Below are 25,978 nucleotides of genomic sequence, written 5' to 3' on the forward strand. Positions count from 1 at the left end.
GCAGGATGGGTGATGGGCTACCCGTCACGCGTAACCCGTAACCCGTAACTCGTAACCGCTTATATCAGGCACCTATCAGGCACCGATGGCGCGCATCTCCCGCTCCAGCCAGCCGACGACCTCCGCATGCACCTCTTCGACACTGCGCCCCCGGGTCTCGACCGGTGCGCCGATGCGCAGCTCGACGGTGCCGGGACGCTTGACGAAGCTCTTGCCGGGCCAGTAGCGGCCGGCATTGTGGACGATCGGCACCACCGGCACCTCGCTGTCCACGGCCAGCATCGCGGCGCCCTTGTTGAAGCGGCCCATCTCGCCGACCTTGACGCGGGTGCCCTGCGGGAAAATCAGCACCGGAATGCGCTGCTCGAGCTTTTCCCGTCCCTGCGCCATCAGCTGTCTCAGCGCGCCGCGGCGCTGACTGCGATCCAGCGCGATCGGCTTGAGCATGCCCAGCGCCCAGCCGAAGAACGGAATCTTCAGCAGCTCGCGCTTGAGCACTACGGCCTGCGGCCGGATCAGAGTCTGGAAGTAAAGGGTCTCCCATTCGCTCTGGTGATTGGCCACCGCGACGAAGGCGCTGCCGTCGTTCGGCAGATTCTCCCGTCCCTCGACCCGGACCCGCACGCCGCAACAGATACGCAGCCACAGCATGTAGAAATAATTGATGCCGGTAAACAGGGTGAAGCGGGCACGAAACGGAAGCACAGGCCCCAGCAGCAGACAAATCAACGAATACAGAATGGTCACCGGATAGAAGCCGGCGTAATACAGGGTCGCACGCAGGTATTGCATCGGCGTCGCTTGCGGCATGCTCATCCTCCGGTCACCGGCGGAAAGAAGGCCACCTCGTCGCCATCCTTCAATGCCGCCTGCAGGTCGACCATCTCCTGATTCACCGCCACCAGCAGGTTCGGTGCCTTGAGCACCCGGGACCAGCCCTCGCCGCGTTCGGCCACCAGGTGATCGACGAGCTGCCCGACCCGCTCGACCCCGGCCGGCAGCGCCAGCGCTTCCTGATCGACGCCGAGCTGCTCGCGAACCCGGGCGAAATATACCAGCTGCAACATTTCGCTTACTCCTCAAGTTTCCAGTGACCGCTCTTGCCGCCCTGCTTTTCCAGCACCCGCACGTTACCGATCACCATACCGCGATCGACCGCCTTGCACATGTCGTAGAGCGTCAGCGCGGCGACGCTCGCCGCGGTCAGCGCTTCCATTTCGACTCCGGTCTGACCGGCCAGCTTGCAGGTCGCGGTAATGTCGATACGGCTGTCGGCCTCGACCGGCACCAGCTCGACTTCGACCTTGCTCAGCATCAGCGGATGGCACAGCGGGATCAGCTCCGAGGTGCGCTTGGCCGCCTGGATGCCGGCGATTCGCGCCACCGCGAGCACGTCCCCCTTCTTGTGCCCGCCACTTAGAATCAGCGCCAGGGTTTCCGGCAGCATGCGCACCTCGGCCCGCGCCACCGCCTCGCGGTGCGTGACCGCCTTCTCGGACACGTCGACCATGCGTGCGTGTCCCTTTTCATCCAGGTGTGTCAGACCGCTCATAGGCCCTGCCCTCTTGTAGTTGTCGCTCAGACCGCCTCGGCTTCCAGCCTGCGCTTGTTGATCACCGGATTGGCATACATCTGCCGCATGATCTCCCGCTCGCCGTCGCTCAGCCCCTCCATGCGCGCTTCGAAAGCGGCACGCTGCTCGGCCGTCACCTCGTCGCCCTCACCGGCGGCAATCAGGTTGGACGGATGCAGGTGGTAATGACCGATGATCTCGCGATCGATGAATGCGGAAAGTTCCTCCGGCGACTCGAACTGACCCCGAATCGGCGCGCCGAAGGCCACGTGAACATGACCCTTCTGACCGGTAATCCCGGCAACGATGCTGTTGATATCCTCGTACTGGGCCTTTTCATAGCTGCCGGCGCTGGCACGCGCATACAGCTCCTTCGCCTTGGCGCGATCGCAGGGATCGAACTCGTAGGCGATCGAGACCGGCACTATATTGAGCCGCTCGATGGCCTCGGAAAAGGAGCGCTTCTTGCGCTGCGCCATGTAGAACATCTTCAGGATCGCAGGATCGGTACGGTCGTTGCCGTCCTTGGCGCGGCCCTCGCGCTGCGCGATCCAGATCGACTCGCCCTCGGCGATACTGTGATCGATGTAGGCGGACAGCTGGTTCAGCGCCGTCATCATCTCCCGTCCCTTGGCCGAACGGTTGACGATGAAACTCTTGTTCAGCCGCATCAGATCCGAGACATAGGGCTTGCGCAGCAGGTTGTCGCCGATGGCGATGCGCACCGTATTCATATCGGCCTTGTACAGCATCCAGTTGACGAACGCCGGATCCATGGCGATATCGCGATGGTTGGAAACGAACAGGTAGGCCTCGTCGGGATCGAGCTGTTCGAGCCCCGAGCAGCTCAGCCGGGTGGTGGTACGCGCGATCATCTTCGACATGTACTTCGCCACCAGCTGCTGGAAGTCGCGGATGGTCTCGACATCGCCGACCGCGCGCGCCAGCCCCATACGCACCAGCGGGCGCACCAGGAAACCGCACACCCCCGCCAGCCGCGGGAACTGATAACGGGCAATGGCGCGAATGAACTCGTCGTTGTACAAGAGCCCGTTCAATACCTCGGACACTTCGCTGTCGCGGTACGGGCGGATCTCCCGGAACGGATCCTGCAGCGCGGAATTGTCGCTCATGCTGTTCTCTGGTTACCGTCTGTGGATAAAAAAGGCGCTATTTTACCCGCTGCGCGGCGCCTTTGCAGCGCCACGCGGCAGGTTTGTCAGCCGGACGCGTAGGGCGGGTTAGCGCTGCAATGGCACTCGGCGTCCGGCTCTGCCATCGGTCGGGCATCGCGTAACCCGCCATAGGCGCCAAGGGCGCCTTGTCGTCGGCTGGCACCTGGCCAGACTCATTCGACGATAAAGATGGCGGTGCGGTATCCATTCAGCCGGGCCCGAGCAGCTCGGAAAAGGGTATAAAGCCGACAGGATCGCCCTCGGCAACCGTCACGCCGGGCGGAATGACCGCCAGCCCGTTGGCCCAGCTTGCGCTGGAGAGGATGCCTGAGCTCTGGTTCGGCGCAGCCACTGCCCGTCCTCCCTCCAGCCGCACCCGCAGGTACTCCTGCCGGCTGCCCGGCTGCGGTCGCCTGAAGCCGGCCGGAACCTGCAGCGACAGCGGTGGCTCGACCGCAGCCCCCTGCAGGCGCCGCAGATAGGGCCGCGCCAGCAGGCAGAAGGTCACCAGCGCCGAGGCCGGGTTTCCCGGCAGGCCGAAGAAGGGCACTCCCCGTACCCGACCGTAGGCCAGCGGCTTGCCCGGCTTGATGCGCAGTCGCCAGAGCCGCAGTTCACCGAGCTTCTCGACCGCCGCTTTGACGTGATCCTCCTCGCCGACCGAAACTCCGCCGGTGCTGAGAATACAGTCGACCCCGCGTGCCGCTTCAGTCAGCGCCCGCTCGGTCGCAGCAGCGCTGTCCTCCACCCGGCCCAGATCCAGCACCTCGCAACCCAGCCCCTGCAGCAGACCGGCAAGCAGGTAGCGGTTGGAGTTGTAGATCTGACCCGGCGCCAGCGGCATCCCCGGATCGACCAGCTCGTCGCCGGTGCAGAGCAGCGCGACGCGCAACGGACGCACCACCTTCACGCTGGCGATGCCGGTCGAGGCCAGAACCCCCAGATCGGCAGGCCCCAGCACAGTACCGGCCGCCGCCACGCCGCTGCCCGCGGCAATATCCTGCCCCCGGGCCCTGATGTTCTCGCCCGCCGTCGGCTCCCGTGTAAATCGCACCCGGCCGCCATCGACTTCGGCATTTTCCTGCATTACCACAGCATCGGCGCCGGCAGGAATCTCGGCGCCGGTAAAGATACGCGCCACGGTGCCGGGTTCCAGCGGCATCGGTGCGACACCTGCAGGAATGCGCTGACTCACCGGCAGCCAGCCGGCCTGCGCCTGATCGGCACAGCGACAGGCATAACCATCCATGGCGCTGTTATCGGCCGGCGGCACGTCGACCGCCGCCTGCGGCGACTCCGCCAGTACCCGGCCCAGCGCCTGCATCAACGTTACCGTTTCCGATTCTGCCACCGGGTTGACGTCGGCCAGCAACGCCTCTATTGCCTCCTCGACGGGTATCAGCCCGGGTCTGGTATCGCGTCTCTCCATCGCTCAGCCCCGCTGCTGCGCGTGACGCATCAGCATGTCGACGAAGTTGCAGGGTCGATGACGGTTGTCGAGCTGTTCGACGATGATGCGATCCCAGCCGGTCCGGCAGGCGCCGGTCGAACCCGGCAGACAGAAGATCAGGGTGCCATTCGCCAGCCCCGCCAGCGCCCGGGACTGAATCGTCGAGGTGCCGATCTCGTCGTGGGAGAGGCTGCGGAACAGCTCGCCGAAGCCCTCGATTTCCTTGTCGAACAGCGGCGCCAGCGCCTCGGGCGTCGAATCGCGATGCGAGAAGCCGGTGCCACCGGTGGTCAGAATCACGTGCACGTCCCGGTCGGCGATCCACTGCGACACCTGCGCCCTCAACTGGTAGACATCGTCCTTGACGATGCTCCGCGCCTGCAGCCGGTGACCCGCCTCCTGCAGGCGCTCGACCAGCGCCTGGCCGGAGGTGTCGGTCTCCAGGTTACGGGTATCGGACACCGTCAGTACGGCGATGTTTAGCGCCACGAACTCGGCCGCGCTGTTGCTCTGTGCCATGCTGCTCTCCTGAAAAAGCTTATCTGAAAACTCGTAGAATGACTCTGGTACCGGGCCGCTATCTGGGCAACAATGGCGCCCCGTTTGCCCTTCAGGGCAATGCCCCATAAGACAAGGAAGCGAGAAAACGTCATATGTACATGGCCCTCAAACACCTGCACCTGACCATGGTCACCCTCAGTATCTGCCTGTTCATGCTGCGCGGATACTGGATGATGTTGGGGTCGCGTCTGCTCAACCAGCGCTGGGTGCGGATTATTCCCCACCTGATCGACACACTGCTGTTGCTGAGCGCCGTCGGCCTGGTACTGACCATCCAGCAGTATCCGTTCGTCAACGGCTGGCTCACCGCCAAACTGCTGGCACTCGTCGCCTATATCGCGCTCGGCATGATCGCGCTTAAGCGCGGCCGGAGCAAGGGGACCCGCACCCTGGCGTTTTTCGCCGCCCTGGCAACCTTTGGCTATATCGCCTGGGTGGCGGTCAGCCACGACCCGACACCGTGGAGCTGAGTTCCGGCTCGCTTCGTCGCTGGTTCAATTTGTAGGGTGCCCTGAGCTTGCGAACGGCACCGTCTGATGCGGCACGTTTCGCTTCGCTCAAGGTGCCCTACATTCGAATAAACCGAAGCGCGTTCGGAGGGATCAAAAACGCTCGTACAGGTGGCGGAGCACGGCGACCAGTTCGTTGCGCCACGGCCGCTGGCGGATGCCGAAGGTGCTCAGCAGCTTGCGGCACTTGAGCACAGAGGTGGCCGGGCGTTCCGCTTCGGTGTGAAAATCCTTGCTCGATACCGGCACCAGACGTTCGACCCGCAGCTGCTCGTACTGGCTGGCGGTGGCGATGATCGCCTCGCAGAAGGCGTATCGGGTGGTCACTTCGGCGCCGCAGTAATGGTAGGTGCCCCAGGCGCCGGCACCGCTTGCGAGCTGCTTGAGAATGGCAATCAGCACCCGCGCGACATCGGTCGAGGCCGTCGGGCAGCCACGGCGATCGTCCACCGCCACCAGCTCGGTCTCCTGACGCGCCTGCTCCAGCGAGCGGATCAGGAAATTGTGGCCGCCGCCGCTGAAAACCCAGCTGACCCTGAGAATGATGTGCCGGGGATGCACTCTGCGCAGCAGTTCTTCACCCTGCCACTTGCTGGCGCCGTAGACGCCCAGCGGATGTACGGCGTCGTTTTCGCTGTAACCGCTGGCGTAGTGGCCGTCGAAAACGTAGTCGGTGGACAGGTGCAGCAACGGAATCCCGCGCGACGCACAGGCCTTCCCTAAAAGCCCCACCGCCTCGGCGTTGAGGCGAAAGCAGTGTTCGGACTGCCGCTCGGCGGCATCTGCACGGTTGAACGCCGCACAGTTGACGACGTAATCCGGCTGTCGTTCGTCGAGAACGCGCCCGATAGCGTCGGCATCGGTGATATCCAGCTGTTTGCGCCCCAGGGCGACGATCTCGAAAAAGCCGTCGTTTCCCGCCTGGCTGACCAGCTCACGCCCGACCTGTCCGTTAGCCCCGGTGATCAGAATCCTGACCGGCCGACTGTAAGAATCACTGGCCATAATGGGATATGCGACCCTCCCCCCTGGGAACTTGATTAACCCGAAAAATGCGCAAGTTGAAGAAAATTCACCTTACCACAGAACCTCCGGCGACAGTACAGAGCAGAACGCATATTCACCGGCAACGACCTCCAGCATATCGCCTGTTTACGCACCTGCAAACACCTCCGATACCCCGCCCCTCAACGACCGTGACATCTATACTTTCAGCAAACGACACGACCGTCTCTGCTGTCACTCCACCACCGTGCCGCACTGCAGCATGCGACGATGGCGACGCAGGGCTTTCAGGCCGACTGTGACATCCAAATTATTTCTGACTCTTGAGTCAGCTTTTTCTTGACTCTGGAGTCAGAAACGCAATAGAGTCGAGCCATACGATCTTGACCGAACACAAGTACAAGCAGGAGGTTTTCCTTGATCAGGTTCTTACTCAATCAGGAACTGCGGGTGGAGCAGGACCTCGACCCGAACGTCACGGTTCTCAACTACCTGCGCGAGCACCTGGGCAAAACCGGCACCAAGGAAGGTTGCGCCTCGGGCGACTGCGGCGCCTGCACCGTCGTTGTCGGCGAGCTGGAGGGGGACCGCATCCGCTACCGCACCCTGAACTCCTGCCTGACTTTCGTCGCCTCGCTGAACGGCAAACAGCTGATCACCGTCGAGGGGCTTAAGGACAATGGCCAGCTGCACAGCGTGCAGCAGGCGATGGTCGACTGCCACGGCTCCCAGTGCGGCTTCTGCACCCCCGGTTTCGTGATGTCCATGTTCGCGCTGCAGAAAAACGGTACAGGCTATGACAAGGCCGCCACCGAAGAAGCCCTGGCAGGCAACCTCTGCCGCTGCACCGGCTACCGCCCGATCATCGACGCCGCCGAACAGAGCTGCAAGGCAGGCTCCCAGGATCAGTTCGACCGTCAGCACGAAGCCACTCTGGCACAGCTGCGCAAGATCCAGCCGGATGCAACCTGCGAGCTCAACGGCGCCGACAACCGCAGCTTCACGCCGCTGACGGTCGCCGACCTTGCCGAGCTCTACGTGACTCACCCGGATGCCCGTCTGCTTGCCGGCGGTACCGACCTGGCGCTGGAAGTGACCCAGATGCACAAGCGTCTGCCGGTAATGATCTATGTCGGCAACGTCGCCGAGCTCAAAACCGTCGACACCTTCGACGACCGCATCGAGATCGGGGCCGCTGTGCCGCTGACCGACTGCTACGACGTGCTGAGCCGCGAATACCCGGATTTTGCAGACTTGCTGCACCGTTTCGCATCCTTGCAGATCCGCAACCAGGGTACCCTTGGCGGGAATATCGGAAATGCCTCACCGATCGGCGACTCGCCACCCGCCCTTCTTGCCCTCGGCGCCAATATCGTACTGCGCCAGGGCAACAGCAGCCGCACCATCGCACTGGAAGACTATTTCGTCGACTACCGCGTCACGGTGCAGCAGGAATCGGAGTTCATCGAGAAAATCATCGTGCCGCGGGCACCGACCGAGAACAACTTCCGCGTCTACAAGATTTCCAAGCGTCTGGACGACGACATCTCCGCCGTCTGCGGCGCCTTCAACCTGCAGCTCGAGGATGGCACCGTCACCGATGCCCGAATCGCTTTTGGCGGCATGGCCGCTATCCCGAAGCGCGCCCGTCACTGCGAACAGGCGCTGCTCGGAAAGCCGTGGGATGACGAGACGCTCGAAACTGCCGTCAGGGCACTGGCGGAGGATTTCGCACCGATTTCCGACTTCCGGGCCAGCAAGGAGTACCGCCTGCTGATCGCCGGCAACCTGCTGCGCAAGTACAAAATGGAACTCAGCGCCCCTGAGCAAGCTATACGGGTGACCGCTCATGTCTAATCACAACAAGACCACCAGAACCCAGGAAGAGATGATGGCCCTGGTGCGCCAGGACCTGAAAACCGGCGTCGGTCGCAAGATTCCGCACGAGAGCGCCGGCAAACATGTTTCCGGCGAAGCCGTCTACATCGACGACCGTCTCGAATTCCCGAATCAGCTGCACGTCTACGCCCGCCTCAGCGACCGGCCGCACGCGCGCATCCTGAAAATCGACACCGCCCCCTGTTACGAGATTCCGGGCGTGCGCATCGCCATCACCAGCAAGGACGTGCCGGGGCAGCTCGATATCGGCGCAGTCGTTCCGGGCGACCCGCTGCTGGCAGACGGCAAGGTCGAATACGTCGGCCAGCCGGTGATCGCGGTGGCGGCCAACAGCCTGGAAACCGCCCGCAAGGCGGCGATGGCCGCGGTGATCGAATACGAGGACCTGGAGCCGGTGCTGTGCGTCGAGGAGGCGCTGAAGAAAAAGCACTTCGTGCTCGACAGCCATCAGCACAAGCGCGGCGACTCGGCAAAGGCCCTGGCCAGCGCGCCGCACCGCCTGCAGGGCAGCCTGCATATCGGCGGCCAGGAACACTTCTACCTCGAGACCCAGATCTCATCGGTGATCCCGACCGAAGACGACGGCATGATCGTCTACACCTCGAGCCAGAATCCGACCGAGATTCAGAAGCTGGTCGCCGAGGTCATCGATGTGCCGATGCACAAGGTGATGGTCGACATGCGCCGCATGGGCGGCGGCTTCGGCGGCAAGGAAACCCAGGCTGCGGGCCCGGCCTGCATGGCCGCGGTGATCGCCCGCCTGACCGGCCAGCCAACCAAGATGCGCCTGCCGCGGGTCGACGACATGACCATTACCGGCAAAAGGCATCCGTTCTACGTCGAATACGACGTCGGCTTCGACGATGACGGTCGCCTGCACGGCATCGACCTGACCCTGGCCGGCAACTGTGGCTACTCGCCGGACCTGTCCGGCTCCATCGTCGACCGCGCCATGTTCCACGCCGACAACGCCTACTATCTCGGCGACGCCACCGTCACCGGTTATCGCTGCAAGACCAACACGGCGTCCAACACTGCCTACCGCGGATTCGGCGGCCCCCAGGGCATGGTAGCGATCGAGAGCATCATGGACCATATCGCCCGCACCCTGGGCAGGGATCCGCTGGATGTACGCAAACACAACTATTACGGCACGGAAGATCGCAACGTCACCCACTACTACCAGACCGTGGAAGACAACCAGATCGCCGAGCTGACCGCCGAGCTCGAAGCCAGCAGCGAGTATCAGCGCCGTCGCCGCGAGATCGCCGAGTTCAATCGCCAGAGCCCGATTCTGAAGAAAGGTATCGCGATGACGCCGGTGAAATTCGGCATCAGCTTCACCGCCACCTTCCTTAACCAGGCGGGCGCGCTGGTCCATATCTACACCGATGGCAGTATCCATCTGAACCACGGCGGTACCGAGATGGGCCAGGGCCTCAACACCAAGGTCGCCCAGGTGGTCGCCGAGGAGTTCCAGGTCGACATCGACCGCATCCAGGTCACCGCGACCAACACCGACAAGGTACCCAACACCTCGCCGACCGCAGCCTCCAGCGGCGCCGATCTTAACGGTAAGGCGGCGCAGAACGCGGCGATCACCATCCGTAACCGCCTGGTGGCCTTCGCCGCCCGTCACTTCGACGTCACCGAAGAGGATGTCGAGTTCCGCAACAACCACGTGCGGGTACGCGAGCAGGTACTGCCGTTCGAGGAGCTGATTCAGCTGGCGTACTTCAACCAGGTGTCGCTGTCGAGCACCGGCTTCTATCGCACGCCGAAAATCTTCTACGACCATGAAAAGGCCCGCGGTCGCCCGTTCTACTACTTCGCCTACGGCGCCGCCTGCTCCGAGGTGCTGGTCGACACCCTGACCGGCGAATACCGCATGCTGCGCACGGACATCCTGCATGACGTCGGCGCCTCGCTGAACCCGGCGATCGACATCGGTCAGGTCGAGGGCGCTTTCGTCCAGGGCATGGGCTGGCTGACGATGGAAGAGCTGGTATGGAACCAGCAGGGGCGTCTCGCCACCAACGGCCCGGCTTCTTACAAGATTCCGGCCGTCGCCGACATGCCGGCGGACTTCCGCGTGCAACTGGTCGAAAACCGCAAGAACAAGGAAGACACCATCTTCAACTCCAAGGCCGTCGGCGAACCGCCGTTCATGCTCGGCATCGCCACCTGGTGCGCGCTGCAGGATGCGGTCGCCAGCGTCGGCGACTACCGCTTTGCGCCACTGCTCGACGCTCCCGCCACGCCGGAACGCGTGCTCTGGGGGGTCGAGAAGATAAAACAAGCCATGGCACGGGACGCCGTCGTCGAAACAGTCGATTGACCTGGGGGCAGACCGATGATGAACAGGGTTGACTGGATCAGTGCGCTGAACAAGCTGCGCGACAAGGGCGAGTCCTGCGTCCTGGTGACCATTCTCGAGGAGCGCGGTTCGACACCGCGCAACAGCGGCTCGAAGATGGTCGTCACCGCCGACCGCACCTTCGAGACCATTGGGGGCGGCCACCTGGAGCACAAGGCGATGAAGATCGCCCGCCAGATGCTGGTCGACGGCGACAGCGAGGTGCGTCTGGAGAAGTTCTCCCTCGGCGCCAGCCTTGGCCAGTGCTGCGGCGGCGCCACCACGCTGCTGTTCGAGCCGGTGTTGCAGCCGGCGATCCAGATCGCCCTGTTCGGCGCCGGCCATGTCGGCCGTGCGCTGGCGCCGCTGCTCGCCAGCCTGCCCTGCAAGGTGCGCTGGATCGACTCGCGGGACAACGAGTTCCCGGAAGAGATACCGCACGGTGTGGAAAAGGTGGTCAACGAATTCCCGGTCGACGAAGTCGACGAGATGCCGCCGCACAGCTACTACATCGTGCTGACCCACAATCATCAGCTCGACCAGGAGCTGTCGGAGCGTATCCTCAAGCGCGGCGACTTCGACTACTTCGGCCTGATCGGCTCCCGGACCAAGCGCAAGCGCTTTGAGCACCGTCTCAAGGCCCGCGGCATCGGCGAGGCGATGCTAGAGCGCATGATCTGCCCGATGGGCATCCCCCAGGTGAAGGGCAAGCTGCCGGCCGAGATCGCGATCGCCGTCGCCGGCGAAGTGATCGCTCACTACAACGCCGACTTCGGTGAACAGAAGAAGCCGAAAACGGACGATCAGCGGCTGAGCATCTGCCGACCGGCCTGAATCCGCAAATCACGCATTCGCGCACGCCCGTTCGGGCGGGCGCTTTAACAACGAGAGAACCGAAAGCGCATGACTGCTGCACGCAAGGCCTATCGCGCCTCCATCATTCACAGCATTGGCGACCCGGCCGAGGTCGGGCTCGAAGCCTCTTACGAATACTACGAGGACGGTCTGCTGGTCGTCACCGACGGCCAGATCGAATCACTCGGCGACGCCGCTGTTCTGCTGGCGCACCTGCCGGAAGGCACCGAGGTGATCGAATACCCGGACGCGCTGCTGACGCCCGGCTTCATCGACACCCATATTCATTACCCCCAGACCGGCATGATCGCCTCCTATGGCGAGCAATTGCTGGACTGGCTCAACAACTATACCTTCCCGGCCGAGAATGCCTTCCGCGACCCGGCGCACGCCGCGGAAGTCGCCGGGGTGTTTCTCGACGAGCTGCTGCGCAACGGCACCACCACCGCGCTGGTGTTCGGCACCGTGCACAAGCAGTCGGTCGACGCCTTCTTCGGCGCCGCGCAACAACGCAATCTGCGCATGATTGCGGGCAAGGTGCTGATGGACCGCAACGCGCCGGACTATCTGACCGACACCGCCGAATCCGGCTACAACGACAGCCGCGAGCTGATCGAGCGCTGGCATGGCAAGGGTCGCCTGCACTACGCCGTCACCCCGCGCTTTGCGCCGACCAGCAGCAACGAGCAGCTGGCCGCCGCCGGACAGCTGCTGCAGGAGTACGAAGGCCTCTACATGCACACCCACCTGTCCGAGAACCGCGACGAGGTGGAGTGGGTGAAATCACTGTTCCCGCAGTGCGACGGCTACCTCGACGTCTACGACCATTTCAACCTGCTGGGCGAGCGCTCGGTTTTCGCCCACGGTATCCACCTGTGCGACGACGAATGCAAACGCCTGTCGGAAACCGGCTCGGCGATCGCCTTCTGCCCGACCTCGAACCTGTTTCTCGGCAGCGGTCTGTTCAACCTGCCGAAAATGGAGCAGCACAGGGTTCGGGTGGGGCTTGGCACCGACGTCGGCGCCGGCACCAGCTTCTCGATCCTGCAGACGCTGAACGAAGCCTACAAGGTAATGCAGCTGCAGGGCGCCAAGCTCAACCCGTTCAAATCGCTGTATCTCGCGACCCTCGGCGGCGCCCGCGCGCTGCGCCTGGACGACCGCATCGGCAGCTTCGCCAACGGCAACGACGCGGACTTCGTGGTGCTGGACTACAACGCCACACCGCTGATGCGCTATCGCATGGCGCAGGCGAAGACGCTGGACGAGAAGCTGTTCGTGCTGATGATGCTCGGCGACGACCGCACCGTGCGCGAAACCTTCGCCGCCGGCGAGTCGGTACACCGCCGCGATTGAGACGAGACGATGCGGACCCCGATGGTAAACGTAGGATGGGTGAAGCCGCACTGGCTCTACGAGTCAGCGCGCAGCGGAGTTTTTGCGGCGCAACCCATCAGTGCCTCGGACTCTTCCAAGCCGAATAGCACACCGAAGCTGGGTTACACGGCGCCCATACCGAGACGGCATCGAATATCCGGTCGGTTTGCGCCGCTCCCCCCCCCTGAAATTTGCTCCATGCAATTTCAGGATTTCCGCCATCCATGGCGGTCATCCTACGAAATAGGCGGGAGCAAGGCGCGCCGTTCAGCCGGCGCGCTTCTTCCGGCTCTTGGGCTCTTTGCGATCCTTGATCAGGTGCGAGAAGACCGCGTGCAGGTCGCCGGAGGCGCCATCGTCCTGGAGGTTGAGCTTATGATCGATATGATCCAGGTGATGCATCATCAGTTGTACCGCCCGCTCCTTGTCGCGCTTCTTGATGGCGTCGATCAGCTGGTTGTGTTCGTCATAGGAACAGTGCGAGCGATTGCCGGATTCGTAGCGGGCAATGATCAGCGAGGTCTGGGAAACCAGGCTGCGCTGAAAGTTCAGCAATGGCGCATTGTTCGCCATCAGCGCCAGCTGCAGGTGAAACTCGCCGGACAGGCGGATGCCGGAGCCGCGGTCCCCCTTGTCGAAGCAGGCCTGCTCGTCGTCGACGAGCTGCTGCAGACTGGCGATCTGCTCGGCGGTTGCATGATCGACCGCAAGCTCCGTGATCGCGCGCTCGACGATACGGCGCGCAAAGGAAATCTGTCGTGCCTCCTCGAGACTGGGCTCGGCCACCACTGCACCCCGGTTCGGACGCAGCAGCACGACCTGCTCGTGCGCCAGGCGCGACAGCGCGCGGCGGATGATGGTGCGACTGACCCCGAAGATCTCGCCAAGGGCCTCTTCACTGAGCTTTGTGCCCGGCGCCAGGCGCTGCTCGAGAATGGCGTCGAAGATATGCGCGTAGACCACGTCATCCTGAGTGCCGCTTCTGGCACTGCGCGCGCCGCTATCCTCGCCAATGATGTTCTGCAAACGATCGTTCATGGGGCTGACCACTGTCCGGTTTCAGACTCCGCGCTATCAGGGCCCGTCAGGCCCGAGCCGGATATAGTTGTGCGAATGCCGAAAATAGTACACAGAAAGCGACCGATTGTACACGGACTCTCAGGACAATCTCCCGATACAATCTCCCGGTACAATTTTCCCGCGCCGGGCCGGCGCAGCCGATATCGGACCACCGCAGCCGGTGCCACGGCCGCACGAAGCGCGGTTCACGGGCGCTGCCCCTACTTCCCCTTACCACCGGAACCAGAGAACGGAGTTAGATAAAGCCTTGCACCCAGTGTATACAAACCAATAATACAGACCCCAAATTCAAGCCCGGTACCAAAGCGGCGCTGCCTCGACAGACTTGCAGCCTGCGCCGGTATCACCAAAACTGCTAGGAGTACGCGTTGTGGCGAGCATTGAACAAGAACAAGCTGCTGCTCATTCCATGAGTGAAGACCGAAACGCTGGCTATCTCGACCGCTTTTTCAAACTGAGCGCACACGGGACCAACGTCAGAACAGAAGTGATAGCCGGCGTCACGACCTTCGTGACCATGGCCTACATCATCTTCGTCAACCCGAACATCATGGCCGACGCCGGTGTCGATCATGGTGCGGCCTTCGTCGCCACCTGCATAGGTGCCGCCCTGGCCTGCTTCCTGATGGGCCTCTACGCCAACTGGCCGGTCGGCCTGGCGCCGGGGATGGGGCTCAATGCCTTTTTCACCTACACCGTGGTCGGGGAGATGGGCTATGACTGGCAGGTCGCGCTCGGCGCCGTCTTCCTGTCCGGCGTGGCATTCGTGATCCTCAGCTTCTGGAAAATACGGGAATGGCTGCTGAACAGCATCCCGATGAGCCTGCGCTTCGCCATGGGCGCGGGGGTCGGCCTGTTTCTCGGCCTGATTGGCCTCAAGACCGCCGGCATCGTGGTCGACAGCCCGGCGACCTTGCTGACCATGGGCACCTTTACCGAGCCTGCGGTCCTGCTGGCCGCGCTCTGCTTCCTGATGATTGCCGTGCTGTCCCATCACCGCGTCTTCGGCGCCGTGCTGATCAGCATCCTGGCGGTCACCGCCATCGGCTGGGCGCTGGGTCTGGTCGAATACACCGGCATCGTCTCGATGCCGCCGAGCCTGGCACCGACCTTCCTGGCCATGGACATCGCCGGCGCCTTCGACGTCGCCATGATCAGCGTCATACTGGCGTTCCTGTTCGTCAACATGTTCGATACTGCCGGCACCCTGATGGCGGTGGCGCACCGCGCCAACCTGATCCGCGAGGACGGTTATATCGAGAACATGAGCAAGGCGCTGAAAGCGGACAGCAGCTCCAGCGTCGTCGGCGCCCTGGTCGGCTGTCCGCCGGTCACCAGCTACGTTGAAAGCGCGTCCGGCATCGCCGCCGGCGGCCGTACCGGCCTGACCGCGGTGGTTTGCGGCATCCTGTTCGCCGCCTCCATGTTCCTGGCACCGCTGGCCGGCATGATCCCCGCCTACGCGACCGCCGGCGCGCTGATCTATGTCGCCATGCTGATGATGGGCGGCCTGCACAGTATCGACTGGCGGGACCACACCGACATGATCCCCGCCATCGTCACTGTCGTGATGATGCCTCTGACCTTCTCCATCGCCAACGGTATCGCCATGGGCTTTATCACCTACGCGGTGATGAAAGTCTTTACCGGCCAGGCCAACCGTATCTCCCTGGCCATGTACGTGCTTTGCGCCATTTTCGTCGCCAAGTTCGTGTTCCTGTAACCCTTTGCCTCCACTCAACCGCAGCGTCCTCCGGGACCCTGCGGTTTTTTCGTTGTATGGCGGGCGTAGGCGCGTGAGGCGCTGCCGCGTATCTGCAGCTGCCTGGTATAGGCCTCTGCGGGCGATCGAGGCTGCGCACCGAGGCATGCAGCAGCAGCCGTGGACCTCTGCCTGCCCGCCTGTCGGCTCTGGGTGGAAAAGCGGTGATATTCAATTAGGCTAAGAATTCGACCTACCCATTTAGAGAAGGCATGTTATGACCAAGAAATGGCTTTTGCTTGCAGCCACCCTGTTACCGCTGTCTTTTGCCCAGGCCGAGATCACCATTTCAACCGACAAGATCGAGCTCAGCAAAGACTGCATGAAACTGGAAGGCGACAATATCGAGGTGAAGTCCGACGACTGCAGTTCCGGCAAGTTCGACAAGGATGACAAGGAAAACCGCAGCGTTCATGGTGATGACAACCCGGGCCAGGGCCACGATAAAGACCACGGTAAAAAAGACAAGAAGAAATAAAGTCCTGCGGTAAAGAACCAAAAAAGCCCGCACGGGAGCTCCGCGAGGGCTTTTTTTAGGCCCATCGCGCTTTAGCGGGAAAAACGTAAATCGTAGGATGGGTGGAGCGGCGCCTCGGCACGGCGTACCCCTCACCGATGCGGCGAGGGCGTCGTGCAACCCATCTCGGGCGCCGGTTCGGCACTATGCCTCCAACCGACTGATTGATGGGTTCCCTGATATTTGCTCCTGCAATGTCAGGATTCCCACAGTCCCTGGTCGTTGCGTCGCGTCAATCTCGCTGAAAGCGTTAAACAGCGTGCCAAGAATCGGGTACAAAAAAGCCCGCGACAGGCGAACCTGGCGGGCTTCTTCGAAAGAATCGCCAAATCAGCTACCGCGATAGGTCGAGTAGCTGTACGGCGAAATCAGCAGCGGTACGTGATAGTGCTCGTCCTGCTCGGCAATACCGAAACGCAGCACTACCTGATCGAGGAAGGCCGGTGTCGGCAGCTCGACACCCAGCCTGCGGTAGTAGTCACCGGCGTTGAAGATGAGCTCGTAAACGCCGGGCGCAAAGGCTTCACCTTCCAGTACCGGACTGTCGCAGCGGCCATCGTCGTTGGTCACGGTGGTGGTGATCAGCTCCCGCTCGTCGCCGATGCGGTAAAGTTCGATCTGGATTTCGCTGCCGGGACGGCCGTGGGCCGCGTCCAGCACGTGAGTCGTCAAATATCCCATCAAGTTCAAGAGGTCCTGGTCCGGTTCCTGCGGGCGAATGCCCGGGCTGCTCCGACGTGCCTCTCCTCCTCTTCGTCTGAATCGATCAGTGCTTGCCGCTCCGGCTACCGAAGTAGCGGCGACGGCCCCGGGATCAATATAAACACTTCTTTGCATTTTTGTACACAATTAACACGACAACTTTCCATGAAGCACCGGACGACAGGCGGTGCAAGCCTGCTCATCAAGCCAGAGGCCTGACTCTGCGTCCGCTCCCGCAGGCTTTCATGCCTGACATATAAAGAAATTCAAGACTCCGGGAGACAAAAACTATTTACAATGAGATTCAATATTTGTATACAATAAAGCCATACCCCTGCTTACCGGCACTGACCGGCAGCAGAGTTCAATCCATTCGCTGCAAGATCGACGAGGAGCCGCCCTGTGAGCAACGAATATCCACGCGACCTGATCGGTTACGGCGCCAACCCGCCACATCCGCGCTGGCCGGGCAACGCCCGCATAGCCCTGTCCTTCGTGCTCAACTATGAGGAAGGCGGCGAGCGCTGCATCCTGCACGGAGACAAGGAATCCGAAGCCTTTCTGTCCGAGATGGTCGCGGCTCAGCCATTGCAGGGCGAGCGCAACATCAGCATGGAGTCTCTGTACGAGTATGGCAGCCGCGCCGGTGTCTGGCGCCTGCTGCGCCTGTTCAAGAAGCACGACATTCCGCTGACCATCTTCGCCGTAGCCATGGCCGCCGAACGCCACCCCGACGTGATCCGCGCCATGGTTGAAGACGGCCACGAGATCTGCAGCCACGGCTATCGCTGGATCGACTACCAGTACATGGACGAATCGGAGGAACGCGACCACCTGCAGCGCGCCATCGAAATTCTCACCCGTATCGCCGGCGAGCGCCCGCAGGGCTGGTACACCGGCCGCCTGAGCCCCAACACCCGCAACCTGGTCATGCAGGAAGGCGGCTTCCTCTATGACTCGGACGCCTACGATGATGACCTGCCGTACTGGGTCGACAACGACGGCAAGGGGCACCTGGTGATTCCCTATACCCTGGACACCAACGACATGCGCTTTACCCAGGTGCAGGGCTTCAACTGCGGCGAACAGTTCTACCAGTATCTGAAGGATGCCTTTGACGTACTCTACGAAGAGGGCGCGGAAGCTCCGAAAATGCTGTCCATCGGCATGCACTGCCGTCTGCTGGGCCGTCCGGCACGCCTCGCCGCCCTGGAAAGATTCATCAAGTACGTGCGCAGCCATGACGATGTCTGGTTCAGCCGCCGTGTCGATATCGCACGCCACTGGCACGAACATCACCCCTACAACCCGGAGAGCGGCAAGTGAGCAAATTTCAGACCTGCACCCCCAGCAGCATGACCCGCGAGGCGTTCGTCGATAGCTTTGGCGATATCTACGAACACTCCGCCTGGGTCGCCGAGCAGACCTGGGACAGTGGCATCGATGCATCGCTGGACGAGATCGAGTCTCTGCAGGCACGCATGGCCGCGCAACTGATGAATGCCGACCGGGAGCGCCAACTGACACTGATCAACGCGCACCCGGACCTGGCCGGCAAGGCCGCCGTGCGCGGCGAACTGACCGCGGCCTCGACCTCGGAGCAGGCGGGCGCCGGCATCAACGAGTGCAGCGCCGAAGAATTTGCCCGCTTCACCGAACTGAACGAGGCTTACAAGGACAAGTTCCGCTTTCCGTTCATCATGGCGGTCAAGGGCAGCAACCGGCACCAGATTCTGGCAGCATTCGAAGAGCGCATTCACAACAGCCCGGAGCAGGAATTCGAGCGCGCGCTCGCCGAGATCAACAAGATCGCCCTCTTCCGCCTGCAGGCGATGTAAGCCGGCTGGCGGCCAGGCCGGAACTGCAATCGGAGCCGACAGCCAGCGGGCTGCCAGAAACATATCAGCAAGAAAGGTTGAAGCCTAAATGCTCAAACTGACAGTGGAACCCCTGACCATCGAGGCTTTCAAGCCGTTCGGCGACGTCATCGCCAGCGAAGGGCATGATTTTTTCATGATCAATAACGGCTCGACCCGCCGCTACCACCGGCTGGCCGAAGTCGAAACCGGGGACGAAGGCGCGCCGATCATCAGTATCTTCCGCGCCGACAAGCTGCCGATGCCGCTGTCGGTAAGGATGATGGAGCGCCATCCGCTTGGCAGCCAGGCCTTCATTCCGATGCGGGGCAACCCCTTTCTGATCCTGGTGGCGCCTGCCGGTGACAGCGTCGAGTCGTCCGACCTGCGGGCCTTCATCAGCGACGGCAGCCAGGGTGTGAACTACCATCGCGGCGTCTGGCACCATCCGATTCTGGCGCTGACCGATAAGGACGAGTTCCTGGTGGTCGACCGGGCAGGCCCCGGCAACAACTGCGACGAAGTGTATTTCGACGCCAGCCAGGAAATCGTGCTCGACCCGAATGGCTGACGTTTTCCGGCAGGCGACCCGGTGTCGGCTGCCAATGTGAGACAAGGGATGCATCACCGCACCGGCTTTAGTCCGGTGCAGCCCCGCCACAGGGGCACCGGACCGGTGCGCTTCAGGACGAAGCCCCGGCCGGCGAATCAACCGACAACCTGACTACAAGAAGCAATTTGGAGCCTGGGAACAGTACGCGGAGTCGCACTGAAAGGACTAGACCATGGACGGTCTGTGTGCAGAGAATGCAGGAGCATTTTTCTGCTTACCCCAGGTTCAGTCACTGGCCCCCGGCATCGGGTCGGTGCAGCTGAGGAGCGAATTATGGATCCGCATATCACCGAATGGCTCAACCTTACCGTGCGCTGGATGCACATGATCTTCGGCATCGCCTGGATCGGCGCATCTTTCTACTTCGTCTGGCTGGAAAACCACCTGGACCGCAGCAATCCCCGCGAGGGCCTCTCCGGCGACCTCTGGGCCATCCACGGCGGCGGCATCTACCACCTGGAAAAATACAAGCTGGCTCCGCCGAAGATGCCGGAACAGCTGCACTGGTTCAAATGGGAGGCTTATGCCACCTGGCTCAGCGGCATCGCACTGCTGACCATCGTTTTCTACCTCAACGCCGACCTGTATCTGGTCGCGCCGGGTTCCGACCTGAGCCCGGCCGCTGCCGTCGCCATCGGTATCGGCTCTCTGATCGTCGGCTGGTTCGTTTACGACTTCCTCTGTGAGTCGCCGCTGGGCAAAAAGCCCGCCCTGCTCGGCCTGGTGCTGTTCGCGCTGCTGGTCGGCGCGGCCTGGGCCCTGAGCCAGGTGTTCAGCGGTCGCGGCGCCTTCATCCATGTCGGCGCCATCATCGGCACCATGATGGTTGGCAACGTCTTCCGTGTCATCATGCCGGGGCAGCGCGCACTGGTCGGCGCCATCGAGGCCAACCGCGAGCCGGATCCGGTACTGCCGGCCAAGGCCCTGCTGCGCTCGCGCCACAACAACTACCTGACACTGCCGGTGCTGTTCATCATGATCAGCAATCATTTCCCGAGCACCTATGGCAGCGCCATGAACTGGGCGATCCTGGCCGGCATTGCGGTACTGAGCGTACTGGTACGCCACTACTTCAACACCCGCCATGAAGGCCAGAAGTGGGCCTGGACCCTGCCGGCAGCGGCACTGGGCATGATCGTCCTGGCCTTCGTCACCCGGCCGAACACCGCACCGCAGGTACCCGCCACGGCCCATAACGACAGCCATGCGCAGGCGGCGTCGGCCGTATCCTTCGATACCGTCTTCAACGTCATCCAGGAACGCTGCACCACCTGCCATTCGGCGACCCCGACCAGCCCGGCCTTCGCTGCCGCGCCGGGCGGCGTGATCATGGACGAACCGGCACAGATTCAGCAGCTGGCCGGCCGCATCCATGCCCAGGCCGTGGCCACCAACATCATGCCGCTCGGCAACATCACCAACATGACCCAGGAAGAACGCGATCTGATCGGCGCCTGGGTAGCCGCCGGCGCACCTGCCAAGTAACGCACCGCACCCGCTGTTTAAAAAGCCGGCCCGGGGAAACCCGGGCCGGCTTTTTTATTGCCGATAGAGGGCCTCGCAAAAAATGCAGCAATGACGCCACCAGAAAGAACACATAATGTATTTATTTTGTATCCAATACTGGGGTATAAATGACAACGATACCTGACCAAAGAGTCAGATTCAGTATCTGTCATTTACAACAAAAACAAGGACCCGCAATGACTGCGAAAAAAACCGTATCCGCCCTGGCGCTCGTCTGCGCACTGCCGCTGACCACCCCGGCCAACGCCGAACTGATCTGGAGCGACTTCAGCCTCAGCTATCTTCACGGCGAAGACTACGAGGTGATCGCACCGGACGGCGAAATGGATACCGTGACCTTCGAGCATGCCAGCGGCCATAGCTGGGGCGACACCTTCCTCTTCGTCGACCGCCTGATGCCGGGCAAGGCGGACAGCGAGACCTACGGCGAGTTCTCGCCGCGACTGAGCCTCTCTTCCGTCACCGACCGGTCGCTGTCGCTGGGCCCGGTCAGCGACGTACTGCTGGCCGGCACCTGGGAGTTCGGTGAAGGCTTCGACAACTACCTGTACGGGCTTGGATTCGCCATTGATGTACCGGGCTTCCGCTACTTCAACGTCAACCTGTACAAGGCCAGCAACGATGTCTGGGACAACGACGAGCAGCTGACGCTCACCTGGGGCTATCCCTTCACTCTGGGCACCGCGGACTTCCTGATCGACGGCTTTCTCGACTGGAGCAGCCGCTCGGACAGCAATGCCTCCGAGATGAACTTCACGCCTCAGCTAAAATGGAATGCAGGCAAGCACCTGGGACTGAAACAGCCACTCTATGTCGGCATCGAATATTCCCACTGGAACAACAAGTTCGGCATACAGAACAGGGATGAGCGCAACGCCTCGCTGTTGCTGAAGTGGCACTTCTGACGCAACCGGCCAGAGGGCGCAACCGCGCTCTCTGGCACCGCGCACATGCATGAGTACCTTTCAGGATAAAATCGTATACACAAAAAGACCAAACTATAGACAGTTTTTACTCTTCACCCTATAGTGACCAGTACCTGACTAATTGGTCAGCATGTCAAAACCCATTCTACAAGCGCGACAGCTTGCTGCCGCACCGAAGGATAACAATAACGAGGGTAGGCACTTACCATGACAGCGAAACACGAACGGTCCGAGGCGAACCCGTCCGTCAACCACGATCTGATCTATCAACTGGAGGACACACCCGGCCCGGGCCCTTCCTTCTTTGCAGCCTTGCAGCATGTGCTGGCGAGCTTCATCGGCATTATCACTCCGACACTGATTGTCGGCGGCGTGCTGGGGCTCGGCAGCGAGGTCCCCTACCTGGTGAGTATGGCGCTGGTAGTCTCCGGCGTGGGAACCTTCATCCAGGCACGCCGCATCGGCCCGGTCGGCTCCGGCCTGCTGTGCGTGCAGGGCACCAGCTTCGCGTTCCTGAGCACGATTCTCAGCGTCGGCTTCATCGTCAAGAATGCCGGCGGCGGACCTGACGAAATACTGTCGACGATCTTCGGCGTCTGTTTCCTCGCCGCTTTCGTCGAGGTCTTTCTCAGCCGCTTTATCCACAAGCTCGAGCGAGTCATCACCCCTGTGGTTACCGGCACCGTCATCACCATCATCGGCCTGTCGCTGATCAAAGTGGGCATGACCGACTTCGCCGGCGGCTTCGGCGCCGAGGACCTCGGCTCACTGGAAAACCTGACGCTCGGCGGCCTGGTGCTCGGCACCATCATCCTGCTTAACCGCTTCCGGCATCCGATGCTGCGCCTGAGTGCGGTCATTGTCGGCCTGACCGTCGGCTTCCTTGTAGCCTGGGCACTTGGCCGGGTTGATTTCAGCGGCCTCTCGGAGCTGCCGCTGCTGACCATACCCCAGCCATTCAAATATGGCTTTTCGTTCGACCTCGCCGCCTTCATCTCGCTGGCGGTGATCTATGTCGTCACTGCGATCGAAACCACCGGCGACCTGACAGCCAACTCCATGGTGTCCCGCCAGCCGGTTACGGGACCGGTATACATCCGCCGTATCAAATCCGGCGTACTGGCCGATGGCGTCAACTCCTCCATCGCCGCGGCGATGAACAGCCTGCCGATGACCACCTTCAGTCAGAACAACGGCGTCATCCAGCTCACCGGGGTGGCCAGCCGTCGCGTGGCCTACTACATCGCGGCCATTCTGGCACTGCTTGGACTGTTCCCGGTCATCGGCGGCGTGCTGCAGCAGATGCCCAAGCCGGTACTCGGTGGCGCGACCCTGATCATGTTCGGCACCGTCGCTACCGCAGGTGTGAAGATTCTGGCTCAGAGCGAACTGAACCGCCGAAACATGCTCATCATCGCCATTTCTATTGGCCTTGGCCTGGGCGTCGCCGGAGTCCCGGAAGTGCTGCAGGCGCTGCCGAAGTGGGTACAGAACATCTTCGGCACCCCGGTGACGATCGGCGCGCTCAGCGCAATTCTGCTCAATCTCTTCCTGCCGCTGGAACCGAGCACCGGTGAAACCACCGCGCCCCAGGAGGAAAGCGCGGCCAGCAGCACGACCGACGCGATGCAGCCGCCCGTCGAAGGGACAACCCGCAACGCCGGGGCAGACGGCATCACCGACAAACAGCTTATGGATACAGCGCCGAAAGCGACCTGACGAGTGTTGCCGGCGCATCTGCGCCGGGAGCCCGGGGCGCGCGTCCCGGCTCCCGGTCGATGCAGGCAGACTTTCTCCGGACTCTTCAACCCCGGCGCCCTCAGGGTCCGGGGTTTTCGTCCTTGCCCGGCGCACGTCTTGAGCCGTCAGAAAGCGCGGTGGTAACATGGTTCGCCAACCCGCCGTCCCGACTTGCAGGCGGATCATGGCGTCCACGCCAGCACAAGGAAATCAGATGCCCACCATTCGCGAACGCAATAAACGCCTGATTATCAAAACAGCGTGCCAGGTGTTCGCCGACAAGGGGTTTGCCGCCACCAAGACCAGCGAGATCGCCGACAAGGCCGGCCTGCCCAAGGCCAATATCTATTACTACTTCAAATCCAAAGAGGCGCTTTACCGCGCCGTGCTCGACAGCGTTATCGAGCCGCTGCTGCAAGCCAACAGCCATATCTACGAGCAGGATGAGCCGGCCCGGGCGCTGCAGGATTACATTCGCGCCAAGATCCGCATATCGCGCGAGCATGCCGACGCATCCAAGGTGTTCGCCAACGAAATCATGCACGGGGCGCCCCACCTGTCGCCACAGCACCGGGAACAGCTGAAAGCCGAAGCCAACGCCAGCGTGGCGCGAATACAAGGCTGGGTCGATGACGGCCGGATGGCGCCGGTCGATCCGCAGCACCTGATGTTCGTCATCTGGGCCTCGACCCAGACCTATGCGGATTTCGACTGGCAGATCATGCAGATCACCGGGCGCAAGAAACTGGCCGCCCAGGACTACGACGCCGCTGCCAAGCTGATTACCGATATGGTACTGAAAGGCTGCGAAGTCGTACCCTGCGAGGCCTGAGGCCTCGATGCGGCGCGCGGCCGCCGAAGCCCGGAAAGGCACCTCAGAAAGTCCCACCTATTTTGTATACAAAGCTATTGATTTTTGTCCTGATAATTTGATTATCTAACGCCTCGGCCCATCCGTACCTGAGGACAGAATCATGACAAAAATCCGCATCAGCACCGACCGTCAAAGCTTCACCGCAGCCCTCGACGAATCCGACACCGCCGCCGCGATTCTCGCTTCCCTGCCGATCGAGGGGCGGGCGAACGTCTGGGGCGACGAGATCTATTTCCGGACGCCGGTCAGCCTGAAGGCAGCCGCCGATGCCCGCGCCGATGTCGAGGTCGGCGATCTCGCCTACTGGCCGCCCGGCAATGCCTTCTGCATCTTCTTTGGCGCGACACCGGCCAGCCACGCAGACGAGCCCAGAGCCGCCAGTCCGGTGAACCTGTTCGGCCGCATCGACGCCGCGCCCGAGGAGCTGCGTGCCATCCCCGACGGCTGCCCGATCCGCATCGAAGCAGCCTGAGACTCGCGAGACCGCCAAGGTGGTGGAAATCCTGAAAATGCAGGAGCAATTCTCAGGAAAGCACATCCATGCTCTTACGCATCCATGCGTCCGCAGGATAAGTACCTCCATGTACAAAACCCCGCAGCGACTGACGCTGCGGGGTTTTTATCAGGCTCTGGCGGCTACTCGAGGGCCGTCAGAGTCCGTTGTCCGGGCGCAGGCCACTGGCTTCGATACCACACATCGCGCACTGCTCGTCGATATCCGAGGTATCGCCACTGATGCCGACCGCACCGATGATCCGCGCCTCGTCATCCCGGATCAGCACCCCGCCCGGCACCGGCACCAGGTTTCCCTGCGCCAGCGTATTGACCGCTCCGACAAACGCCGGACGCTGCTCCGCGTCCGCCGCTATCGCCCTTGATGGCTTGCCCAGCGCGATGGCGCCCCAGGCCTTGGCAGTCGCGATCTCGGGACGCAACAGGCTGCTGCCATCCTCCCGCTGCAGCGAGATCAGCCGCCCCGCCGCGTCCAGCACCGACACCGTCAACGGCGCCGCCGCCAGTGCGCGACCTTTTTTCAACGCTGCTTCCGTTATTACCAGTGCTTTTTCCAGATTCAGGATTGTCATAGCACGTATCCTCGGTTGGTAAGAAAACTCGCTGGCGACCCGCCGCGGCCAGTCACCTTGAAATCAGCCATGGGCTCCACCGCAAATCACCGCGGGAGCCGGCCCCACCAGCAGACACCTCACAAAAGGTGTATGCAGTTATAAGCAATATCCAGTACACGAAATCCCGTATTGCATTCATAAGGGCCGTTAAACATTGGTTCATCTATAGCTCAAGCCAACATAAACTGAAACCAATTTATTTATTTTTTTGTATACATATATTCCAGACAAGCAGAATACTAAATTTAAGTAACTGTTTTTATTTACTTTTTTGCAGTCGCAAAACGCATTCTTCTTAAGTAACAGGGCACTTGACCTGTCAGTCAGCTCATGACTAGAATCGGACAAATCCATTTTGTACACAATCAACATAACCTAAGGGGTACAATAAATGGCCAAGATGAGAGCGATCGAGGCAGCCGTTGAAGTTCTGAAGCGCGAAGGCATCGATACCGCCTTCGGCCTGCCGGGCGCGGCGATCAACCCGATGTACG

At 61.9% G+C, this 25,978-nt stretch carries 25 protein-coding genes; 15 read left to right on the forward strand and 10 right to left on the reverse strand.

From position 1 onward, the window contains the following. Positions 1 to 75: 75 nt before the first annotated feature. From IEX85_RS21770 to moaB, 6 genes are all read right to left on the reverse strand, one after another. Positions 76 to 816 carry a lysophospholipid acyltransferase family protein gene (locus IEX85_RS21770; protein ID WP_308425684.1) on the reverse strand — a complete coding sequence of 247 codons (741 nt, stop codon included), beginning with the start codon at positions 814 to 816 and terminating at the stop codon, positions 76 to 78. After that, positions 813 to 1,067: a molybdopterin converting factor subunit 1 gene (moaD, locus tag IEX85_RS21775; RefSeq protein ID WP_188862744.1), complete on the reverse strand. Its 255-nt coding sequence runs from the start codon at positions 1,065 to 1,067 to the stop codon at positions 813 to 815. The genes IEX85_RS21770 and moaD overlap by 4 nt, the downstream gene beginning before the upstream one ends. Before the next feature lie 5 nt (positions 1,068 to 1,072). Continuing rightward, positions 1,073 to 1,552 (reverse strand): cyclic pyranopterin monophosphate synthase MoaC, encoded by a 480-nt coding sequence (gene moaC / locus IEX85_RS21780; RefSeq protein WP_188862745.1) that lies wholly within the window; start codon positions 1,550 to 1,552, stop codon positions 1,073 to 1,075. Positions 1,553 to 1,578: 26 nt separating this feature from the next. Further along, positions 1,579 to 2,706, reverse strand: a complete 1,128-nt coding sequence (locus tag IEX85_RS21785; protein WP_188862746.1) for a 1-acyl-sn-glycerol-3-phosphate acyltransferase — start codon at positions 2,704 to 2,706, stop codon at positions 1,579 to 1,581. A gap of 250 nt (positions 2,707 to 2,956) precedes the next feature. Next, on the reverse strand, positions 2,957 to 4,177 hold the full coding sequence (locus IEX85_RS21790; protein WP_188862747.1) for a molybdopterin molybdotransferase MoeA: 1,221 nt from the start codon (positions 4,175 to 4,177) through the stop codon (positions 2,957 to 2,959). A gap of 3 nt (positions 4,178 to 4,180) precedes the next feature. Further along, positions 4,181 to 4,717, reverse strand: a complete 537-nt coding sequence (gene moaB / locus IEX85_RS21795) for a molybdenum cofactor biosynthesis protein B (RefSeq protein ID WP_188862748.1) — start codon at positions 4,715 to 4,717, stop codon at positions 4,181 to 4,183. A gap of 140 nt (positions 4,718 to 4,857) precedes the next feature. Between moaB and IEX85_RS21800 the strand changes: the two genes are divergently transcribed. Continuing rightward, positions 4,858 to 5,229, forward strand: a complete 372-nt coding sequence (locus IEX85_RS21800) for a SirB2 family protein (protein WP_229722056.1) — start codon at positions 4,858 to 4,860, stop codon at positions 5,227 to 5,229. A 132-nt stretch (positions 5,230 to 5,361) separates the two neighbouring features. On the opposite strand, the gene rfbD is transcribed toward IEX85_RS21800, so the two are convergent. Next, the gene (gene rfbD, locus IEX85_RS21805; protein ID WP_188862750.1) at positions 5,362 to 6,273 is read right to left on the reverse strand and encodes a dTDP-4-dehydrorhamnose reductase; all 912 of its coding nucleotides are present in this window, start codon (positions 6,271 to 6,273) and stop codon (positions 5,362 to 5,364) included. A gap of 417 nt (positions 6,274 to 6,690) precedes the next feature. Here rfbD and xdhA point away from each other — a divergent pair, with 417 nt between their 5' ends. The 4 genes from xdhA to guaD all read left to right on the forward strand — a co-directional run bounded on the left by xdhA (position 6,691) and on the right by guaD (position 12,739). Continuing rightward, entirely contained in the window at positions 6,691 to 8,130 is a 1,440-nt protein-coding gene (xdhA, locus tag IEX85_RS21810; protein ID WP_188862751.1) for a xanthine dehydrogenase small subunit, read from the forward strand. Next, positions 8,123 to 10,510: a xanthine dehydrogenase molybdopterin binding subunit gene (gene xdhB / locus IEX85_RS21815; protein ID WP_188862752.1), complete on the forward strand. Its 2,388-nt coding sequence runs from the start codon at positions 8,123 to 8,125 to the stop codon at positions 10,508 to 10,510. The genes xdhA and xdhB overlap by 8 nt, the downstream gene beginning before the upstream one ends. A 15-nt stretch (positions 10,511 to 10,525) precedes the next feature. Next, on the forward strand, positions 10,526 to 11,362 hold the full coding sequence (gene xdhC, locus IEX85_RS21820; protein WP_229722057.1) for a xanthine dehydrogenase accessory protein XdhC: 837 nt from the start codon (positions 10,526 to 10,528) through the stop codon (positions 11,360 to 11,362). A 69-nt stretch (positions 11,363 to 11,431) separates the two neighbouring features. Continuing rightward, on the forward strand, positions 11,432 to 12,739 hold the full coding sequence (guaD, locus tag IEX85_RS21825; RefSeq protein ID WP_188862753.1) for a guanine deaminase: 1,308 nt from the start codon (positions 11,432 to 11,434) through the stop codon (positions 12,737 to 12,739). Between the two features lie 288 nt (positions 12,740 to 13,027). Here guaD and IEX85_RS21830 read toward each other — a convergent pair whose 3' ends face one another. Further along, positions 13,028 to 13,798, reverse strand: coding sequence for a GntR family transcriptional regulator (locus IEX85_RS21830; RefSeq protein ID WP_188862754.1), 771 nt, complete (start codon positions 13,796 to 13,798; stop codon positions 13,028 to 13,030). 451 nt (positions 13,799 to 14,249) lie between these two features. Here IEX85_RS21830 and IEX85_RS21835 point away from each other — a divergent pair, with 451 nt between their 5' ends. Together IEX85_RS21835 and IEX85_RS21840 are read left to right on the forward strand one after the other, a co-directional pair. Further along, positions 14,250 to 15,563: an NCS2 family permease gene (locus tag IEX85_RS21835; protein WP_188862755.1), complete on the forward strand. Its 1,314-nt coding sequence runs from the start codon at positions 14,250 to 14,252 to the stop codon at positions 15,561 to 15,563. Positions 15,564 to 15,819: 256 nt separating this feature from the next. Further along, a complete protein-coding gene (locus IEX85_RS21840; RefSeq protein WP_188862756.1) occupies positions 15,820 to 16,080 on the forward strand; it encodes a CG2 omega domain protein in 261 nt (86 codons plus the stop codon). Positions 16,081 to 16,449: 369 nt separating this feature from the next. On the opposite strand, the gene uraH is transcribed toward IEX85_RS21840, so the two are convergent. Continuing rightward, complete coding sequence (gene uraH / locus IEX85_RS21845) at positions 16,450 to 16,800, reverse strand: hydroxyisourate hydrolase (RefSeq protein WP_188862757.1); 351 nt, start codon at positions 16,798 to 16,800, stop codon at positions 16,450 to 16,452. A 423-nt stretch (positions 16,801 to 17,223) separates the two neighbouring features. Here uraH and puuE point away from each other — a divergent pair, with 423 nt between their 5' ends. From puuE to IEX85_RS21885, 8 genes are all read left to right on the forward strand, one after another. After that, on the forward strand, positions 17,224 to 18,147 hold the full coding sequence (gene puuE / locus IEX85_RS21850; protein WP_188862758.1) for an allantoinase PuuE: 924 nt from the start codon (positions 17,224 to 17,226) through the stop codon (positions 18,145 to 18,147). Beyond that, complete coding sequence (gene uraD / locus IEX85_RS21855) at positions 18,144 to 18,659, forward strand: 2-oxo-4-hydroxy-4-carboxy-5-ureidoimidazoline decarboxylase (RefSeq protein ID WP_188862759.1); 516 nt, start codon at positions 18,144 to 18,146, stop codon at positions 18,657 to 18,659. Before puuE ends, uraD begins: the two co-directional genes overlap by 4 nt. 88 nt (positions 18,660 to 18,747) lie before the next feature. Beyond that, on the forward strand, positions 18,748 to 19,248 hold the full coding sequence (locus IEX85_RS21860) for an ureidoglycolate lyase (RefSeq protein ID WP_188862760.1): 501 nt from the start codon (positions 18,748 to 18,750) through the stop codon (positions 19,246 to 19,248). A 315-nt stretch (positions 19,249 to 19,563) separates the two neighbouring features. Further along, positions 19,564 to 20,775, forward strand: coding sequence for a urate hydroxylase PuuD (locus tag IEX85_RS21865; RefSeq protein WP_188862761.1), 1,212 nt, complete (start codon positions 19,564 to 19,566; stop codon positions 20,773 to 20,775). A 218-nt stretch (positions 20,776 to 20,993) separates the two neighbouring features. After that, positions 20,994 to 21,722, forward strand: a complete 729-nt coding sequence (locus tag IEX85_RS21870) for a DUF5020 family protein (RefSeq protein WP_188862762.1) — start codon at positions 20,994 to 20,996, stop codon at positions 21,720 to 21,722. Positions 21,723 to 21,950: 228 nt separating this feature from the next. Beyond that, the gene (locus IEX85_RS21875) at positions 21,951 to 23,462 is read left to right on the forward strand and encodes a nucleobase:cation symporter-2 family protein (protein WP_188862763.1); all 1,512 of its coding nucleotides are present in this window, start codon (positions 21,951 to 21,953) and stop codon (positions 23,460 to 23,462) included. A 235-nt stretch (positions 23,463 to 23,697) separates the two neighbouring features. Continuing rightward, positions 23,698 to 24,315, forward strand: coding sequence for a TetR/AcrR family transcriptional regulator (locus tag IEX85_RS21880; RefSeq protein ID WP_188862764.1), 618 nt, complete (start codon positions 23,698 to 23,700; stop codon positions 24,313 to 24,315). 142 nt (positions 24,316 to 24,457) lie between these two features. After that, complete coding sequence (locus IEX85_RS21885; protein WP_188862765.1) at positions 24,458 to 24,829, forward strand: cyclophilin-like fold protein; 372 nt, start codon at positions 24,458 to 24,460, stop codon at positions 24,827 to 24,829. A 178-nt stretch (positions 24,830 to 25,007) separates the two neighbouring features. Here the strand turns inward: IEX85_RS21885 and IEX85_RS21890 are convergent, their stop codons facing one another. Next, positions 25,008 to 25,442: a GlcG/HbpS family heme-binding protein gene (locus IEX85_RS21890; RefSeq protein ID WP_188862766.1), complete on the reverse strand. Its 435-nt coding sequence runs from the start codon at positions 25,440 to 25,442 to the stop codon at positions 25,008 to 25,010. Positions 25,443 to 25,978: the final 536 nt, after the last annotated feature.

Origin of the sequence: Marinobacterium nitratireducens (assembly GCF_014645375.1) — a bacterium.
GTDB lineage: Bacteria > Pseudomonadota > Gammaproteobacteria > Pseudomonadales > Balneatricaceae > Marinobacterium_A > Marinobacterium_A nitratireducens.